The sequence below is a fragment of the Rhodosalinus sp. K401 genome, from assembly GCF_041365735.1.
In the GTDB taxonomy this organism is placed as follows: domain Bacteria; phylum Pseudomonadota; class Alphaproteobacteria; order Rhodobacterales; family Rhodobacteraceae; genus Rhodosalinus.
Genome location: NZ_JBGFSI010000004.1, coordinates 145,482 through 162,638, shown reverse-complemented (window position 1 = coordinate 162,638; position 17,157 = coordinate 145,482). Strand labels below are relative to the sequence as shown.

Annotated in this window: 17 protein-coding genes; 3 read left to right on the top strand and 14 right to left on the bottom strand. The window is 68.1% G+C overall.

The genetic code is table 11. The features are described from left to right. Positions 1-4: 4 nt before the first annotated feature. Positions 5-1,186 carry an alpha-D-ribose 1-methylphosphonate 5-triphosphate diphosphatase gene (locus AB6A66_RS06705; protein ID WP_371038118.1) on the top strand — a complete coding sequence of 394 codons (1,182 nt, stop codon included), beginning with the start codon at positions 5-7 and terminating at the stop codon, positions 1,184-1,186. Between the two features lie 183 nt (positions 1,187-1,369). On the opposite strand, the gene AB6A66_RS06700 is transcribed toward AB6A66_RS06705, so the two are convergent. From AB6A66_RS06700 to AB6A66_RS06645, 12 genes are all read right to left on the bottom strand, one after another. Continuing rightward, positions 1,370-1,984 (bottom strand): chloramphenicol acetyltransferase, encoded by a 615-nt coding sequence (locus AB6A66_RS06700; protein ID WP_371038119.1) that lies wholly within the window; start codon positions 1,982-1,984, stop codon positions 1,370-1,372. A gap of 19 nt (positions 1,985-2,003) precedes the next feature. Then, complete coding sequence (gene phnE, locus AB6A66_RS06695; RefSeq protein ID WP_371055276.1) at positions 2,004-3,353, bottom strand: phosphonate ABC transporter, permease protein PhnE; 1,350 nt, start codon at positions 3,351-3,353, stop codon at positions 2,004-2,006. Between the two features lie 2 nt (positions 3,354-3,355). Beyond that, the gene (phnE, locus tag AB6A66_RS06690; protein ID WP_371038121.1) at positions 3,356-4,219 is read right to left on the bottom strand and encodes a phosphonate ABC transporter, permease protein PhnE; all 864 of its coding nucleotides are present in this window, start codon (positions 4,217-4,219) and stop codon (positions 3,356-3,358) included. 64 nt (positions 4,220-4,283) lie between these two features. Then, positions 4,284-5,183 carry a phosphonate ABC transporter substrate-binding protein gene (gene phnD, locus AB6A66_RS06685; RefSeq protein ID WP_371055275.1) on the bottom strand — a complete coding sequence of 300 codons (900 nt, stop codon included), beginning with the start codon at positions 5,181-5,183 and terminating at the stop codon, positions 4,284-4,286. A gap of 64 nt (positions 5,184-5,247) precedes the next feature. Then, positions 5,248-6,072 (bottom strand): phosphonate ABC transporter ATP-binding protein, encoded by an 825-nt coding sequence (phnC, locus tag AB6A66_RS06680; protein ID WP_371055274.1) that lies wholly within the window; start codon positions 6,070-6,072, stop codon positions 5,248-5,250. A gap of 153 nt (positions 6,073-6,225) precedes the next feature. Continuing rightward, positions 6,226-7,218, bottom strand: a complete 993-nt coding sequence (locus AB6A66_RS06675) for an ABC transporter substrate-binding protein (protein ID WP_371055273.1) — start codon at positions 7,216-7,218, stop codon at positions 6,226-6,228. A 67-nt stretch (positions 7,219-7,285) separates the two neighbouring features. Continuing rightward, the gene (locus tag AB6A66_RS06670; protein WP_371055272.1) at positions 7,286-8,134 is read right to left on the bottom strand and encodes an ABC transporter permease; all 849 of its coding nucleotides are present in this window, start codon (positions 8,132-8,134) and stop codon (positions 7,286-7,288) included. Next, entirely contained in the window at positions 8,131-9,072 is a 942-nt protein-coding gene (locus AB6A66_RS06665; protein ID WP_371055271.1) for an ABC transporter permease, read from the bottom strand. Before AB6A66_RS06665 ends, AB6A66_RS06670 begins: the two co-directional genes overlap by 4 nt. 9 nt (positions 9,073-9,081) lie before the next feature. Further along, a complete protein-coding gene (locus tag AB6A66_RS06660) occupies positions 9,082-9,876 on the bottom strand; it encodes an ABC transporter ATP-binding protein (protein ID WP_371055270.1) in 795 nt (264 codons plus the stop codon). Positions 9,877-9,920: 44 nt separating this feature from the next. After that, entirely contained in the window at positions 9,921-11,372 is a 1,452-nt protein-coding gene (gene hydA, locus AB6A66_RS06655; RefSeq protein ID WP_371055269.1) for a dihydropyrimidinase, read from the bottom strand. 31 nt (positions 11,373-11,403) lie between these two features. Further along, positions 11,404-11,718, bottom strand: coding sequence for a hypothetical protein (locus tag AB6A66_RS06650; protein ID WP_371055268.1), 315 nt, complete (start codon positions 11,716-11,718; stop codon positions 11,404-11,406). Positions 11,719-11,722: 4 nt separating this feature from the next. Continuing rightward, on the bottom strand, positions 11,723-12,973 hold the full coding sequence (locus AB6A66_RS06645) for a Zn-dependent hydrolase (RefSeq protein ID WP_371055267.1): 1,251 nt from the start codon (positions 12,971-12,973) through the stop codon (positions 11,723-11,725). Between the two features lie 196 nt (positions 12,974-13,169). Between AB6A66_RS06645 and AB6A66_RS06640 the strand changes: the two genes are divergently transcribed. Both AB6A66_RS06640 and AB6A66_RS06635 read left to right on the top strand, forming a co-directional pair. Then, the gene (locus AB6A66_RS06640) at positions 13,170-13,793 is read left to right on the top strand and encodes a TetR family transcriptional regulator C-terminal domain-containing protein (protein ID WP_371055266.1); all 624 of its coding nucleotides are present in this window, start codon (positions 13,170-13,172) and stop codon (positions 13,791-13,793) included. 36 nt (positions 13,794-13,829) lie between these two features. Beyond that, positions 13,830-14,072: a hypothetical protein gene (locus AB6A66_RS06635; protein WP_371055265.1), complete on the top strand. Its 243-nt coding sequence runs from the start codon at positions 13,830-13,832 to the stop codon at positions 14,070-14,072. Positions 14,073-14,160: 88 nt separating this feature from the next. Here the strand turns inward: AB6A66_RS06635 and preA are convergent, their stop codons facing one another. Together preA and AB6A66_RS06625 are read right to left on the bottom strand one after the other, a co-directional pair. Beyond that, complete coding sequence (gene preA / locus AB6A66_RS06630; protein WP_371055264.1) at positions 14,161-15,462, bottom strand: NAD-dependent dihydropyrimidine dehydrogenase subunit PreA; 1,302 nt, start codon at positions 15,460-15,462, stop codon at positions 14,161-14,163. 34 nt (positions 15,463-15,496) lie between these two features. Continuing rightward, entirely contained in the window at positions 15,497-16,819 is a 1,323-nt protein-coding gene (locus AB6A66_RS06625) for an NAD(P)-dependent oxidoreductase (RefSeq protein WP_371055263.1), read from the bottom strand. Positions 16,820-17,157 lie beyond the last annotated feature (338 nt).

The window sequence follows — 17,157 nt, the reverse complement described above, 5'->3', positions numbered from 1 at the left end:
TGCCATGAGCGCATCGCTTCCTTCCTTCCGCCTCACCGGCGCCACCGTCCTGCGGGACGGCGCGTTGCAGCGCCGCTCCGTGGCCGTGGCCGAGGGACGGATCACCAAGGGACCGCTGCCCGCCGTGGACCTGACGGGCTACCTGATCCTGCCGGGGATCGTCGATCTGCACGGGGACGCGTTCGAACGGCATCTCGCGCCGCGGCCCTCGGCCCCGTTCCGGCTCGACATCGCCCTGCGCGCCACCGACCGCGACGCCGCCGCGAACGGCGTGACGACCGCCTGGCTGGCGCATGGCTGGTCCTGGGAAGGCGGGCGGCGCGGCCCGGACCATGCCGAGGCCTTCCTCGCCGCGCTCGACGCCTACCGGCCGCAGGCGCTGGTGGACCTGCGGGTGCAGCTGCGTTGCGAGACGCATACCGTCGAGACCGCGGACCGCCTGCTCGCCGCGGTGCGCCGGCACGGTGTCGATTACGTCGTGTTCAACAACCACCTCGACGAGGCGCTGATCGAGGCCGAGCGGTCCGGCCCGGACTTCGCCCTCTGGGCGCGGCAGGCCGGGCGCAGCCTCGAGGATCATCTCGAGGCGCTGAAGGCGGCGCGGGCGCAGGCGAGGACCGTGCCGCGCTACCTGTGCCGCCTGGCGGAAGCGTTCGACACGCTGGGCGTGAGTTACGGCAGCCACGACGACGCCGACGGAGAGACCCGCGAGATGTTCTCGATGATCGGGGCGAAGATCTGCGAGTTTCCCACCCGCCGCTCGGCCGCGGCGCTTGCCCGCGCGGTGGGCGACCCCGTCGTCATGGGTGCGCCCAACGTGGTGCGCGGCGGCTCTCAGGCGGGCAACGTCTCGGCCGCGGACCTGCTGCGCAAGGGGCAGTGCGACGCGCTGGTGTCGGATTACTATTACCCCGCCCTCGCGGCGGCGGCCTTCCGGCTGGTCGACGACGGGACGATGAGCCTGCCGCAGGCCTGGTCGCTCATCTCGGCACGGCCGGCGGAGATCCTGCGGCTCGCCGACCGCGGGGTGATCGACTACGGCAAGCGCGCCGATCTTGCCGTCGTCAACGAAAGAACCCGCGTGGTGGAAGCCACCATCGCGGGCGGGCGCGTCGGCTATCTCGCGGGCGAGGCGGCGCATCGCTTCTTCGCGGCGGGGGCCCCGCTCGCACTCGCCGCGGAATAGACGCGCCGCCGTCATCCGCGCTTCACTGTCGTGTCGTGGATCGTGTGTATCCCCTGCATCGGGCGGATCGCCCGAATGTGATGCCAGTCGATTTTCGGTTCTGGTGCGATCTCTTCCGGGTGCGATTGCGGGGCGGGCGGCTTGCGGGCCGCCCGTTTTCGCATCTGCGGGGGCTGCACCGCATCAGCCCCCGTATCTTTCGAGAAACGCCTCGGCCGGGAGCGTGCGGAAATCCTCCAGCGCGGCGCGCAGCGCGTCATGGCTCCAGTCCCACCAGGCCAGCGCCATGAGGCGCTCGGCGATCTCCGGGGGCTGGCGCGGCCGGACCGGGCGCGCGGGCACCCCGGCGACGATGGTGTAGGGGTGCACGTCGCGCACCACGACGGCCCCCGCGGCCACGACCGCGCCGTGGCCCACGCGCACATCGGGCTTCACCTGCGCGTTGTGTCCGAGCCAGGTGTCGTGCCCGATCCGGGTGCGCCGGGCGCGGCGGCGCGCGAACCACGCCGCGTCGTCCTCCGCGTCGTTCCAATAGCTCGCCGAGCGATAGAGGAAGTGATGCAGGCTGGCCTTGTCGAGCGGGTGATCCGTGGCGCCGATGCGCACCTGGCTCGCGATGTTGGAGAAGCGGCCGATCTCGGCATTGGCGATGTCGCAGCCGCGATCGCAGTAGGAGTAATCGCCGAACCCGACATGCGTCAGACGGGTGCCGCGCCCGATCTCGGTGTAAGCGCCCAGCCTTGCGTCCGTCAGGTCGCAGTCGGGATGGACGACGGGCGTTTCGCTCAGGCGGGCCATGCGGTTCCGAAAGCCACCCTTACTGTCCGCCCTCGCCGCCCTTGATGAGGCGGCTGCGAAGAAGCCCCGACACCCAGTCCATGAAGATCACCATGAGCACGATCAGCACGATGTAGTAGCTGACCTCTTCCCAGTCCTTCTGGGTGATGATCGCCTGCGTCAGCAGCAGGCCGATCCCGCCGCCCGTGATGGCGCCGATCACGGTGGCGCTGCGCGTGTTGGATTCGAGGTAGTACAGGATCTGGCTCAGGAAGATCGGCGTCACCTGCGGGATCACGCCGAAGCGATAGCGCTGCAACGGCTTCGCGCCGGTGGAGGACACGCCCTCGATCTGCTTGTCGTCCACGTTCTCGAGCGCCTCCGAGAACATCTTGCCGAAGCTGCCGGTATCGGTGACCAGGATCGCGAGCGCGCCCGTGAGCGGGCCCGGTCCGAAGGCGCGCGCCAGGATGATCGTCCAGATCAGCGCGTCCACGCCGCGCACGAAGTCGAAGACGCGCCGCGCGGCAAAGCGCAGCGGTTGCAGCGGGGTGAAGTTCTTCGCCGCGAGGAAGGCCAGCGGCAGCGCCACCAGCGCCGCGCCCATCGTGCCTAGGAACGCCATGAGGATCGTCTCGAAAATCGCCCACATGACGTCCTTGTGCCGCCACATGGCATTGTTCCAGAAATCCCCCGCCATCGCGGCGAGGTTGCTCTGCCCCTCGACGAGACGCTCGCCCGAGACGGCCAGCGCGGCAAGTTCGCCGAAGGACTTGCCGTGGAACGGGCTGTCCAGCGTGAACCAGAACAGCTCCCACCCGAAGGCGTAGCGATAGACCTCGGTCCTGGCCCGGGTGACGATGGCCCGCCCGCCATCGGTTCTGATATCCACGCGCGCGCCGCTTGCGCTGATCCAGTCCGGCACCTCGTCCGAGGGCAGGTCGAGCACGATGTCGCGCCCGTCCACCGTGACCGTCACGTCGCCGTATCCGGGGACCGAGAAGACCAGCGTGGACCCGTCGATCACCGCCGAATGATCGTGCGGCAGGGCGATCTCGGCCCGGTCCTCGCCGGTCAGCGTCACGAAATCGGGCACCATGCCGGGGGGATAGGTGCCCTTGTTCTCTCCTTCCACGGCGAAGCTCAGTCCGCCGTTCCGGTTGTCGTGGGTGACGTGGGTCTTGTAGCTGTAGCTGTCGGCGATCAGCACGCGGGCGTTGTCCATCCGCGCGCGTTCCGCCAGGCCGGGAAGGTCGAAGGCGAAGAAGATGTAGACGAAGTAGATCAGGATCGCGGCGGGCAGGCCGAAGGCGATCCGCCGCTTGCGCGCGAAGAGCCGCGCAACCTCGCCGCGCATGCGGTCGGCCTGGGGGATGTCGGTCACGGACATGCTCAGTGCCCCCTGGTCAGCTTGTTGCGGTAATGGCTCGACACCTGGTCGAAGGTCACGATCGTCAGGAACAGCAGGATGAAGATCGCGGCCACCTCGTCGTAACGGCCCTGCCCCCAGCTGAAGGCGTTCTTCAGGTCGTAGCCGATGCCGCCCGAGCCCACGAAGCCCAGGATCGCCGAGGCGCGGATGTTGATCTCGAAGCGCAGGAGCCCGTAGCTGAGGTAGTTCGGCGCCACCTGCGGCAGCACGCCCAGCCACATGCGCTGCCCCCAGCTCGCGCCCACGGAGTGCAGCCCCTCGACCGGCTTGAGCGAGGCGTTCTCGTTCACCTCGGAGAAAAGCTTGCCCAGCGCGCCGGAGGTGTGGATCGCGATGGCGATCATGGCGGGCACCGGCCCGCCGCCGAGGATGAAGATCAGCACGAGCGCGATGACGATTTCCGGGATCGCGCGCGCGATGTCCATGATCCGGCGGAAGACGCCGATCAGCCGCGGCCAGCGCGCCAGCCCCCGGGTCGAGAGCAGCGACAGCACGATCCCGGCGAATGCGCCCAGAAGCGTCGCCGCGGCGGCGATGTTCACGGTCTCGATCAGCGAGGGCAGGAATTTCCACATCAGCCCGGGCAGGTTGGCCGCTTTCTCGGCGGCCTCGGACAGCACCTCGCCCGGGAAGTCGAAGATGCTGGTGATGCCGCGCCAGAACCCGCCCGCGTTGCGGTCGTTCGCCAGCATGAAGCCCGAGGCCATCAGCGCCACGAAGATCGCCATCAGGATGCCGCCATACATCCGCTTGCGGCGCGTCATCTCCATGTAGGCGGTGCGGACATCCGCCGTGCCGCCCGCGCCGAACGCTACCTCTGCCATGCCATGTCCCCGGTAATGAAACGGCCGGGCCCGCAAGGGACCCGGCCGGAGAGCGCGGTTGCGCTTACATCTTCGACTTGCGCGCCTCGATGATCGAGATGTAGGCGTCGTGGTTGATGGGCTGCATGCCCAGAGCCTCGCCGGCCATGAAGTTGTAGGCGCAGTCCGGGTCCATGTAGGGCAGCGACGCCATCAGCGCGATCATGTCGAGCTTCACGCGCTCGGGCAGGTCGGTGCGCAGCACGATCGGCCCTTCCGGGATCGGCTTCGACTTCCAGATCTCGACGAGCTCGTTCATGTCGACCAGACCCGCGTCCGACGCCTTGCGCAGCGCGCCGGAATTGTAGCCGTCTTCCCACTCTCCCAGGCCGTCGGCCCAGGTCACGCCGGCATCGATGTCGCCGTTGAAGACCGCGACGATAGTCTGCTCGTGTCCGCCGGTGAACTTGACCTCGCCGAAATAGTCGTCCGACTCCATCGATGCGCCGGTCATCTCGGGGATCTCGATCGAGGGAATGAGGTAGCCCGAGGTCGAGTTCGGGTCGCCGAAGCCGAAGACCTTGCCCTGCATGTCCTCGAGCGAGGCGATGCCGCTGTCCTTGCGGGCGAAGCCGACCGAGTGGTAGCCGTAGGAGCCGTCCACGTTGACCTTGACCAGAACGGGCTCGACCGCGTCGGGGTCGGTCAGATGGGTCTTGGCGTAGGCCGAGGCGCCAAGCCACGCCATGTCGATGGTGCCGCCCAGAAGGCCCTGGATCACGCCGTCGTAGTCGGCGGGCGTGAAGAGCTTCGTCTCGACGCCCAAGAGCTCCTCGGTCTTTGCGCGGAAGCACTCGTTGGAGGTCATGCGGTCCTGGGCGTTCTCGCCGCCAAGGATGCCGATGCGGAATTCCGTGATCTCCTGCGCGGCCAGCGGGCCCGCGAGCATGGTGGTCGCCAGTGCGGCGGCAACGAAGTGTTTCATGGTTTTGCACTCTCCTGTGGATGGGCCCCGGCTGTGCGGGGCCGGGGTTGAAACGGGGTGTCGGTCAGACGGTGGCCTCGGCCTCGCGCAGGGCGCGTTCCTGCCGCGCCTCGAGAGCCTGGAGCGACGTCGAGGTGGCCGCCTCCGAGAAGCTCGCGTCGGCGCCATAGATGTCGCGCGCCACGCCGGTGGTCAGCTGGTCCGGCGTACCGTCGAACACCACGCGCCCGTCGCGCATGCCGATGACGCGTTCGCAGTAGCGCCGCGCGGTATCGAGCGTGTGCAGGTTGCAGATCACCATGCGCCCGTCCTCGTCGTGGATGCGGCGAAGCGCGTCCATCACGATCTGCGCGTTCATCGGGTCCAGGCTGGCGATGGGCTCGTCGGCGAGGATGATCCGCGGGTCCTGCATCAGCGCCCGGGCGATGGCCACGCGCTGCTGCTGGCCGCCCGACAGCGCCTCGGCGCGCTTCGGCGCGTGCTCGGCGATGCCGAGCCGGTCGAGGATGTCGATCGCGCGGTGGATGTCGTCCGCGGGGAAGAGGTTGAACATCGTCGCGAGGACGGAGCGTTGGTTTAGCGTGCCGTGCAACACGTTCGAGACGACGTCCATCCGCGGCACGAGGTTGAACTGCTGAAAGATCATCGCGCAGTCGGATTGCCAGCGGCGCTTGGCGGCTCCGGTCAGGGCGGTGATCTCGAGATCCTCGTAGAACACGCGCCCTTCGGAGGCGTCGGTCAGCCGGTTCAGCATGCGCAGAAGCGTCGACTTGCCCGCGCCCGATCGGCCGATGATGCCCACCATCGTGGGCTTGTCGATGGTGATGTCGGCGGCGTCCACGGCCGTGTTCACGCCGAAACGCCTGGTCAGTTTGTCGATACGTAGCAAGCGGCGACCTCCAGAGCGGTTGCCGCCGCAGTACGGGCGCGCCGCAACCGCTTCATGTCAGTTCCGCAAAAGTTTTGTGACGGCCCTGCCCGCCCGCCGGGCAACGAAAAGGGGCCGGCGCGAACGCCGGCCCCTTGCCCGGTTTCCGTGCGCTCAGTTCAGCGCGGCATCGGTGATCGCGTGGGTCCAGGCGCCGTTGCCCGGATGCGCGCTGATCACCGGGTCCGAGCCGCCGGAGAGCAGGCTTTCCACCGTGCGCTCGAAGTCCGCGGGGTCGAGCGCGCCGTTCGAGCCCGCGGTCAGCTTGGCCACCTCGCCCATCATCCGCTTCTGGTGCTTTTCGGTCTGCGCGCCGGTGGCGTCGTTCTCGAGCACGATCATCGCCGCCTCGTCCGGGTTCTCCTCGGCGTATTTCCAGCCCTTCATCGAGGCGCGCACGAAGCGGACCATCTTGTCCGCGAACTCCGGATCCTCGAGCCGGTCCTCACGCACGTAAAGGCCGTCCTCCAGAGTGGCGACGCCCTGGTCCTCGTACTTGAAGGTCACCAGCTGCTCGGGCGTGATGCCCGCGTCGATCACCTGCCAGTACTCGTTGTAGGTCATGGTCGAGATGCAGTCGGCCTGGCCCTGGAGCAGCGGATCGACGTTGAAGCCCTGCTTGAGCACCGTCACGCCGTCCTCGCCGCCCTCGGTCGGGATGCCGAGCTGGCTCATCCAGCTGAGAAACGGGAACTCGTTGCCGAAGAACCAGACGCCGAGCGTGCGGCCCGGGAAGTCCTCGGGGCCGGTGACGCCGGTTTCCTCGAGGCAGGTGAGCATCATGCCCGAGCTCTTGAAGGGCTGCGCGATGTTGACGAGCGGCAGGCCCTTCTCGCGCGCGGCGAGCGCGGCGGGCATCCATTCCACCGTGACGTCGGCGCCGCCGCCCGCGATCACCTGGGTGGGCGCGATGTCCGGGCCGCCGGGCTTGATCGTGACGTCGAGGTTTTCCTCCTCGTAGAAGCCCTTTTCCTGGGCGACGTAGTAGCCCGCGAACTGGGCCTGGGTGACCCACTTCAGCTGCAGCGTCACCTCGTCGGCGGCCTGGGCAAGCGTGCCGGCGGCCATCAGCGCGCCCGCGATTACGGAAGTCTTCAGATGTTTCATGGTTCTCTCCTTGTTGGACCTTTTGATCTTTCGATGCTCCACGGTCTTGCCTGCCGTCTTTTCCGCCTCACGCCCGGCTTCGCTGCGAGGGATGCCAGAAGGTCACCGCCCGCTCGATCAATGCGACCGCGCCGTAGAAGGCCGATCCGGCGAGCGCTGCCACCACGATTTCCGCCCAGACCAGGTCCAGCGCAAGCTGGCCGACGCTGGTGGAGATGCGAAAGCCCATGCCTTTCACCGGAGAGCCGAAGAATTCGGCGACGATGGCGCCGATCAGGGCGAGCGTGGTGCAGATCTTGAGCCCGTTGAAGATGAACGGCATCGCTGCGGGCAGGCGCAGCTTGAGAAGGGTCTGCCAGTAGCCCGCGCCGTAGGTGCGCATGAGGTCGCGCTGCATCGGTGCGCTTTCGCGCAGCCCCTGCACGGTGTTCACCAGCATCGGGAAGAACACCATCACCACGACCACGGCGGCCTTCGACTGCCAGTCGAATCCGAACCACATCACGAGGATCGGCGCCATGCCGATGATGGGCAGCGCCGCGACGAAGTTGCCCACGGGCAGGAGCCCGCGCTGCAGGAAGGGCACGCGGTCCACGGCGATGGCGGTCAGCACCGCGGCGCCGCAGCCGAGGACATAGCCGGTGAGCGCGCCGCGGATCACCGTCTGCACGAAGTCCTCCCACAGGATGCCGGTGGAGGCGGCGAAGCGCGCCGCGATGGCCGAGGGCGGGGGCAGGAGAACGGCGGGGATCTCGAGGCCGCGAACGACGCTCTCCCAGATCACCACGAGCGTCAGCCCGAAGACGGCGGGCACGGCGAGGGAGGTGACACGGCTCCTCGGCAGCCGCGCGAGGCGGACGTTCGTCCACCACCCCAGCCCCCATGCGAGGAGGCCGAGCGCGAGCCAGCCGGTCATCCCTGCGCCTCCATGCCCATGCGCCGGAGCACCATCTTCTGCAGGACGCCGATCAGCCCCACCAAGAGGGCCGCCAGGATCGCCGCCATGATCAGCGCCGACCAGATCTGGATCGTCTGGCCGTAATAGCTGCCGGCGAGAAGGCGCGCCCCCAGCCCCGCCACCGCGCCCGTGGGCAGTTCGCCCACGATCGCGCCCACGAGGCTCGCCGCCACGGCGACTTTCAGCGACGCGAAGAAATACGGCATCGAGGCCGGCAACCGAAGCTTCCAGAAGCGTTGCCGGTCCGAGGCGTTCCAGGTGTGCATCTGGTCGAGCTGCATCACGTCCGGGCTGCGCAGCCCCTTCACCATGCCCACCACCACGGGGAAGAAGGAAAGATACATCGAGATCACCGCCTTGGGCAGGAGCCCGGAGATGCCGACGGCGTTCAGCACCACGATGATCATCGGCGCGAGGGCGAGGATCGGGATCGTCTGGCTCGCGATGACCCAGGGCATCACGCTCATGTCCATCACGCGGTTGTGGACGATCCCCACGGCCAGCGCGATGCCGAGCGCGGTGCCCATGAGAAAGCCCAGAAGCGTGGAGCTGAGCGTGACCCAGCTGTGATACACCAGCGAGCGCTTGGAGGTGACGGCCTTCTCGGCCGTCGTCTCCCAGAGTTCGATCGCCACCTGGTGCGGGGCCGGGAGCTTGGGCTTGTCCTGGCTCCAGGTGTCGGCGACGAGTTCGATCGTCGAAAGCTCGACGCCCGCGCGCCGGGCCTGGTCCTCGGCCCATTGCGCGTTGAGGAAGACCGCCGCGACATACCAGATCGCGACGATCGCCGCGACGACTGTCAGGACCGGCAGCACCCGGTCGCCCAGCCGGCCGAGCCAGGGCGCGCTGCGCCCGGTGCCCGCGCCCGGCGCGGCGATCTCGGCGGCGCTGCTCATCGGCCGCTCTCAGTCATGGCCGTGCCCCGCCCGAAGCCCCTCGCGCACGCGGTGGGCGATCTCGATGAATTCCGGCGTGTCGCGGATGTCGAGCGGGCGTTCGGCGGGCAGGGGGCTTTCGATCACGTCCGTGATACGGCCCGGTCGCGGGGACATCACGACGATCCTCGTCGAAAGATAGACGGCCTCGGGGATCGAATGGGTGACGAAGGCGATGGTCTTGCCCGTCCGCGCCCAGAGCGCGAGAAGCTGCTCGTTCAGATGGTCGCGCACGATCTCGTCGAGCGCGCCGAAGGGTTCGTCCATCAAGAGGATGTCGGCGTCGAAGGCGAGCGCGCGGGCGATCGAGGCGCGCTGCTGCATCCCCCCAGAAAGCTGCCACGGGAACTTGTTCTCGAACCCCGCGAGATCGACGAGCTCCAGCACGCGGCGGGTGCGTTCGGCCTGCTCGGCCCGGGAATACCCCATGATCTCAAGCGGCAGGCGTACGTTGCGCCCGATAGTGCGCCAGGGGTAAAGCCCCGCCGCCTGGAAGACGTAGCCGTAGGCGCGGGCCTGCCGCGCCGCGTCGGGCGTCATGCCGTTGACGGTCATGGAACCCGCGGTCGGGTGCTCCAGCGCCGCGATGACTCGAAGAAGCGTGGTCTTGCCGCAGCCCGACGGGCCGATGAAGCTCACGAAGTCGCCCTTGCCGATGGCAAGGTTCACATCCTTCAGCGCCTGCACCGGGCCGTCGCCCGTCTCGAAGACAAGGTCTAGATCCCGGGCCTCGATCACCGCCTCGCTCGCGCGCGTGTCCTTCATGCCGCCGGTCTCTCCCCTCGCCGCCAATCCCTTGGCCGGTGCGTTCACACGCCGCTCGCCGGAATGCCGGTCCGCTCCACCTTGCGGGGCGCGGTGAGCTCCTTCCAGGTGGACAGCGCGGTGCTCACCGGCCCCATCGGCGGGCGTTCCACGAACTGGCCGTGGCCTTCCTCGGTGCGGATCTCGCCGTCATGCACGGCCACCTTGCCCCGGGTGAGCGTGAAGCGCGGCAGCCCTTTCACATGCTTTCCCTCGAAGACGCTGTAGTCGATGGCGGATTGCTGCGTGTCGGCCGAGATCGTCTTTTCCTTCGCCGGATCCCAGACCACGATATCGGCATCCGCGCCTTCGAGGATCGCGCCCTTCCGGGGATAGACGTTCAGGATCTTGGCGATGTTGGTCGAGGTCACCGCCACGAATTCCTGCATGGTGAGCCGGCCGGTGTTGACCCCGTGGGTCCACAGCATCGGCATGCGGTCCTCGAGCCCGCCGGTGCCGTTCGGGATCTTGGTAAAGTCGCCAACCCCGTAGCGTTTCTGCTCGGTGGTGAAGGCGCAATGGTCGGTGGCGACGACCGAGAGGCTGCCGCTCGCCAGCCCGTTCCAGAGGCTGTCCTGATGCTTCCTGTCGCGGAAGGGGGGCGACATCACCCGCCGCGCCGCGTGGTCCCAGTCCTTGTCGAAATACTCGCTCTCGTCGAGGGTGAGGTGCTGGATCAGAGGCTCGCCCCAGACGCGCTTGCCCTGCATGCGCGCCCGCCGCACCGCCTCGTGCGCGTCCTCCGACGACACGTGCACGACGTAGAGCGGGACGCCCGCCATGTCGGCGATCATGATGGCGCGGTTGGTCGCCTCGCCCTCCACCTCTGGCGGGCGGGAGTAGGCGTGGCCTTCCGGCCCGTCGTTGCCCTCGGCGAGAAGCCTCTGCTGGAGATCGGCCACCACGTCGCCGTTCTCGGCGTGGACGAGGGGAATGCCGCCCAGTTCGGCGCAGCGCCGGAACGAGGCGAAAAGCTCGTCGTCGTTGACCATCAGCGCGCCCTTGTAGGCCATGAAATGCTTGAACGTGTTGATGCCGCGCTCCGTCGCCTGCTTCATCTCGTCGAACACCTGCTCGCCCCACCAGGTGATCGCCATGTGGAACGAGTAGTCGCAGTTCGCCCGCGTCGACTTGTTGTCCCACATCTGTATGGCGTCCATCAGCCCCTGCCCGGGCTGGGGCAGCGCGAAATCGACGACCATGGTGGTGCCGCCCGCCAAAGCGGCGCGCGTGCCGCTTTCGAAGTCATCGGCGGAATAGGTGCCCATGAAGGGCATCTCCAGATGGGTGTGCGGGTCGATCCCGCCCGGCATGACGTAGCAGCCTGTGGCGTCGAGCACCTCGTCGCCTGTCAGCTCCGCGCCGATCTTCGCGATGCGCCCCCGCTCGACCAGCACGTCGGCCTTGTAGACCAGATCGGCCGTGACGATGGTGCCGCCCTTGATGACCTTGCTCATTGGCGTCGTCTCCCTGTTGTCCTCTGTCCGGTCAGACCGAGCCGAAGCAGTCGATGGCGGGGCCGTGCACCCCGATGTCCAGCGGGCCGAAATCGCTTTCCACGCAGAGCGAGAAATAGCCTGCCGTCGGCAGATAGATGACCCGGTAGGATCCGTTCGTGCGCGTCACCGACCAGCAGGTCTGCGTGATCCCGCCGGAGAAGTTGACCGTGACGGGACGCGGCGGGCGGCGGTGCCGGCGGAACTCGTGCAGCGTGCCCGCGCGGGGTGGCCCGGCGCCGTCCCACGCCGCTTCCTCGGCGTCCAGCATCGCGTCGATGCGCGCCGCCATGGCGCTGTCGCTCACGCCGTCACTCCACGATCTCCGCCGTCTCGAGCACCGCGTGCATCAGCACGTCGACGCCTGCCCGGGCCCAGTCCTGGCTGATCTCCTCGGCCTCGTTGTGCGAGAGCCCGTCCACGCAGGGGCACATCACCATCGCCGTGGGCGCCACGCGGTTGATCCAGCACGCGTCGTGCCCCGCACCCGAGACGATGTCGCGGTGCGAGTAGCCCAGCCGCTCGGCGGCGTGGCGCACGGCCTTCACGCAGTCGGGGTCGAATTCCACCGGGTCGAAGCCGCCCACCTTCTCGAAGGCGACCTCGAGCCCCATGTCGGCGCAGATCTTCCCGGCGCCGGCGCGCAGCCGCGCCTCCATGTCCTGGATGACCGCCAGTTCGGGCGATCGGAAATCCACGGTGAAGACCACCTTGCCCGGGATCACGTTGCGCGAGTTCGGGTAGACGTCGATGTGGCCCGCGGCGCCCACCGCGTCGGGTGCGTGCGAAAGCGCGATCTCGTCCACCAATTCCAGCACCCGCGCCATGCCGAGGCCCGCGTTCCGGCGCATGGGCATCGGGGTCGAGCCCGTATGCGCGTCCTTTCCGGTGATCGTGACCTGCGTCCAGGAGAGCCCCTGCCCGTGGGTGACGACGCCCACGTCCTTGCCCTCGGTCTCGAGGATCGGGCCCTGCTCGATGTGCAGCTCGAAGAAGGCGTGCATCTTGCGCGCGCCCACCGGCTCGTCGCCCTTCCAGCCGATGCGCTCCAGCTCGTCGCCGAAGCGTTTCCCCTCGGCATCGGTGCGGTCCTTCGCCCAGCTCTCGTCATGCATGCCGGCGAAGACGCCGGACGAAAGCATCGCCGGGGCGAAGCGCGTGCCTTCCTCGTTGGTCCAGTTCGTCACCACGATCGGATGCTTCGTGCGGATCCCGAGATCGTTCATCGTGCGGATGATCTCCAGCCCGCCGAGCACGCCCAGAACCCCGTCGTACTTGCCGCCGGTGGGCTGGGTGTCGAGATGGCTGCCGACATAGACCGGCAGAGCCGCGGGATCCGCGCCGTCGCGGTGGGCGAACATGTTGCCCATCGAGTCGAGGCCCATCGAAAGCCCCGCCGCCTCGCACCATTCCCGGAAAAGCGCGCGGCCCTCCGCATCGGCATCGGTCAGCGTCTGGCGATTGTTGCCGCCCGCGACGCCGGGGCCGATCCTTGCCATGTCCATCAGGCTGTCCCAGAGCCTGTCACCGTCGATCCTGAGATTCTCGGCCGGTGCCGCCATCCCGCGCTCCCTGTCGTGGTCGCGGTCGCGCGGGCGCAGCCTGTGTCCGGGCTTGCGTCGCGCGCCGCAACTTTTTACCGTTTGGTCAATCGAGCATTGCAACCGCCCCATGGCCTGTCAAGGTTTGACAGGCGGCACTCTTGCCGGCAGGCGCACGACCGGTGACGCTGCCGCGAAAATCATCAGGACCCCGGCATTGGATCAGAGCCCGCCGCAAAAGCAGACCCGCATCCAGCGCCGGAACCGCGCCCGTATCCTCGAGGCCGCGCTCGAGGTGTTCTCGACGGAAGGGTACCGCGGCGCGACGCTGGACCAGATCGCCGCGGCGGCCGGGCTGTCGAAACCCAACATCCTCTACTACTTCGACGGCAAGGAAGAGATCCACGTCACGCTTCTGGCCCAGCTCATGCAAACCTGGCTGGAGCCGTTGCGGCGGCTCGACCCGATGGGCGAGCCGCTGGAGGAACTCATGGGCTATATCCGCCGAAAGCTCGAGATGAGCCGGCAATTTCCGTCCGAAAGCCGTCTTTTCGCGAACGAGATCGTGCAGGGCGCGCCCCGCATGCGCCCGCATCTGAAATCGGAACTGAAACCGCTGGTGGACGAGAAGGCGGCGCTGATCGCGCGCTGGGTGGCCGAGGGGCGGCTCGCGCCCGTGGATCCGCGGCACCTCATTTTCTCGATCTGGGCGACGACGCAGCACTACGCCGATTTCGAGGCCCAGATCGCGGTGCTGATGCCCGAGGGAGACGTGTGGGATCGGGCTGGGGCGCATGTCGAGACGCTGTTCCGCAAGCTGCTGACGCCGCAGCAGGATTAAGGCGCCGTTTACGCTGATCGGGCAAGAGTTGGGGCCATGGCCCACGATCTCGCCCCGCCCGCCCTGCCGGTCCGGCACCCCTCCTGGGGCCGGCGCATCTTCCACGCCAAGGTGGCGGCGCGCGGGGGCGTGCTGCGCCGCTCGGTCCGCGATGTCGAGCGCGAGATCGGGCGCGAGGCGCTGATCGAGGAGGTGCGCGCGCGGGGCTTTTACCTGATCGAATGCGGCGGACAGTTCATCATCATCTGCAACGCCGGCGACATGCGCGTGATCTGCTGACGGGTCCGAAGATTTTTCGATCGAAAAATCTTCCGTCTCCCACCCGGGTCGCCCGCCATCTTTCGATCGAAAGATGGCGGGCTCCGGCTCACTCCGCCGCCTCGGCCGCGGCCGGGTTGTTCGGATGCGTCGTCCAGTTGGCATAAGCCTCGCGCACCACCTCGCCGGTGCGCGGGTCCACTGCGCCCGCCTCCATGCGCACCATTGTGATGCAGTCCTGCACCGGGCAGACGTTGACGCAGAGGTTGCAGGCCACGCATTCGCTGTCGTCCACCTCGAACACGCGCTCCGGCGACATGGTGATCGCCTGGTGGGACGTGTCCTCGCAGGCGGCGAAGCAGCGCCCGCACTTGATGCACATGTCCTGGTCGATCCGCGCTTTCGTCACGTAGTTGAGGTTGAGCGCGTTCCAGTCCACCACGTTGGGCACCGCGCGTCCGATCAGGTCGGGCAGCGCGATCTCCTTTTCGTCGAGATACTGCGAGAGGCCCGAGATCATCTCCTGCACGATCTTGAAGCCGTAGGTCATGGCGGCCGTGCAGACCTGCACATTGCCCGCGCCGAGAGCCAGGAACTCGGCGGCGTCGCGCCATGTGGTGACGCCGCCGATGCCGCTGATGGGCAGATGTGCGAGTTCCGGCGTCCGGGCGATCTCGGCCACCATGTTGAGCGCGATGGGCTTCACCGCGGGGCCGCAATAGCCGCCATGCGCGCCCTTGCCGTCGATGGTCGGTTCGGGCGCGAACAGGTCGAGATCGACCGCGGTGATCGAGTTGATCGTGTTGATCAGGCTCACCGCATCCGCGCCTCCGGCGAGCGCGGCCGCGGCGGGTTTGCGGACGTCGGTGATGTTGGGCGTGAGTTTCACGATGACCGGCATCCGGGTGTTCGCCTTGCACCAGCGGGTCACCATCTCGATGTACTCGGGCACCTGGCCCACGGCCGAGCCCATGCCCCGCTCGCTCATGCCGTGGGGACAGCCGAAATTCAGCTCCACCCCGTCGGCGCCGGTGTCTTCCACCTGTTTCAGGATCCAGGCCCAAGGCTCCTCCTCGCAGGGAACCATGAGCGAGACGACCATCGCCCGGTCGGGCCAGTCGCGCTTGACGGCCTTGATTTCGCGAAGGTTCACCTCCAGCGGGCGGTCGGTGATGAGCTCGATGTTGTTCATGCCCAGAAGGCGCCGGTCCGCCCCCCAGATCGCGCCGTAGCGCGGGCCGTTGACGTTCACGATGGCCGGGTCAAGGCCGAGCGTCTTCCAGACCACCCCGCCCCAGCCCGCCTCGAAGGCGCGGCGGACGTTGTATTCCTTGTCCGTGGGCGGCGCGGAGGCCAGCCAGAAGGGGTTGGGGGATCTGATCCCCACGAAGTCGGAGGCGAGATTGGCCATGATCGGTGTTCCCTGGCTGGTGGCGGCCCGGCGGTCAGCCCGCGAGCGCGCGGTGGATGTCCTCGGCGGCGTCGCGACCCTGGGCCACGGCCGTCACGGTGAGGTCGTCGCCCCCCGCCGCGCAGTCGCCGCCCGCCCAGACGCCCTCGACGCTGGTACGTCCCGCGCCGGTCACCGCGATCTTGCCGCGGTCGAGCTCCGGGAGCGCCGCACCGTCGAGCCGCTGGCCGATCGCCTTGAAGACCTGATCGGCGGGAAGGCGGAAGCGCGCGCCGGTCGGGGCCAGGTCGTCCACGACGAACTCGAATTCGACCTCGCGCACTGCGCCGTTGCCGTGCACGGCGACCGGGACCGCGTTGGTGACGATCTTCACGCCGCGCCGCGCCGCGTGGTCCTGTTCCTTGCGGCTCGCGTTCATCCGGTCGCGCCCGCGGCGATAGACCATGGTGACGTTGAGCGCGCCGAGGAGTTTCGCCTGCACCGCGGCGTCCACCGCGGTCATCCCGCCACCGATCACCACCACGTCGCGCCCGATCGGCAGGGCGGCCAGGTCTTCGGCCTGCCGAAGTTCCGCGATGAAATCGACGGCGTCGTCGACGCCCTCCCGGTCCTCGCCGTCGAGGCCGAGGGCGTTGACCCCGCCGAGACCGATGCCGAGGAACACCGCGTCGTAGGCGTCGCGCAGCGTGTCGAGGGTCATGTCGGCGCCCAGCGCCCGACCCTGCTCGAGCGTGATGCCGCCGATCCGCATCAGCCAGTCGACCTCGCGCTCGGCGAAGCCGTCGACGGTCTTGTAGGCGGCGATGCCGTACTCGTTGAGGCCGCCGGGCTTCGGCCTCGCGTCGTGGATCACGACGTCATGTCCCTTCATCGCCAGCCGGTGCGCGCAGGCAAGGCCGGCCGGTCCCGCGCCGACGACGGCGATGCGCTTTCCCGTCGGCGCGTCGCGCCGGAAGGGGTGACTGCCGGCCGCCATCAGCGTGTCCGTCGCGTAGCGCTGAAGACGCCCGATCTCGACCGGGTTGCGTTCCGCCGTCTCGCGGACGCAGGCGCCCTCGCACAGGGTCTCGACCGGGCAGACCCGCGCGCACATGCCGCCGAGGATGTTCTGCTCGAAGATCGTCTTCGCCGCCGCCTCGGGGGTGCCCGTGGCGATCTGTCGGATGAAGAGCGGGATGTCGATCTCGGTCGGGCAGGCGGCGATGCAGGGCGCGTCATGGCAGAAATAGCAGCGGTCGGCGGCGACCATCGCCTCGTGCGGATCGAGCCGGGGGTGGACGTCGCAGAATCCTTCCAGAAGGCTCTCCTCGTCCAGTCGGCCGGGCCTGATGCCCTCGGCCAGCGCGTTCGGGGTCATCGTCCACCTCTCTGTCGGTCTTTTCTTGAAGAAAACGTCTCACAGCCAAAAATTTTTATCAAGCGGTAAAAGATTTGCGGCCCTTTCGCCGACGTCCTTGCGTCCGGTCTTGCCGAAGAAAACGCCGATCGGGGCAATGACTGCCTCTTTCGGCGCGTTTCCGCGAAGCGTGGCGCATCAGCGGCCGAGTGGACTCACATGCTGGGGGCCAGTGTCATATGTAGGAAACATGCGGGTGCTACCGCCGTCACCGCTTCAACCGGTGGCTGTTCGATGCCCGCGCAGCGGTCTGACGCCCGGCCCGCGCACGAAAGGCGTCGGCGGTCCCGGACCGGGCC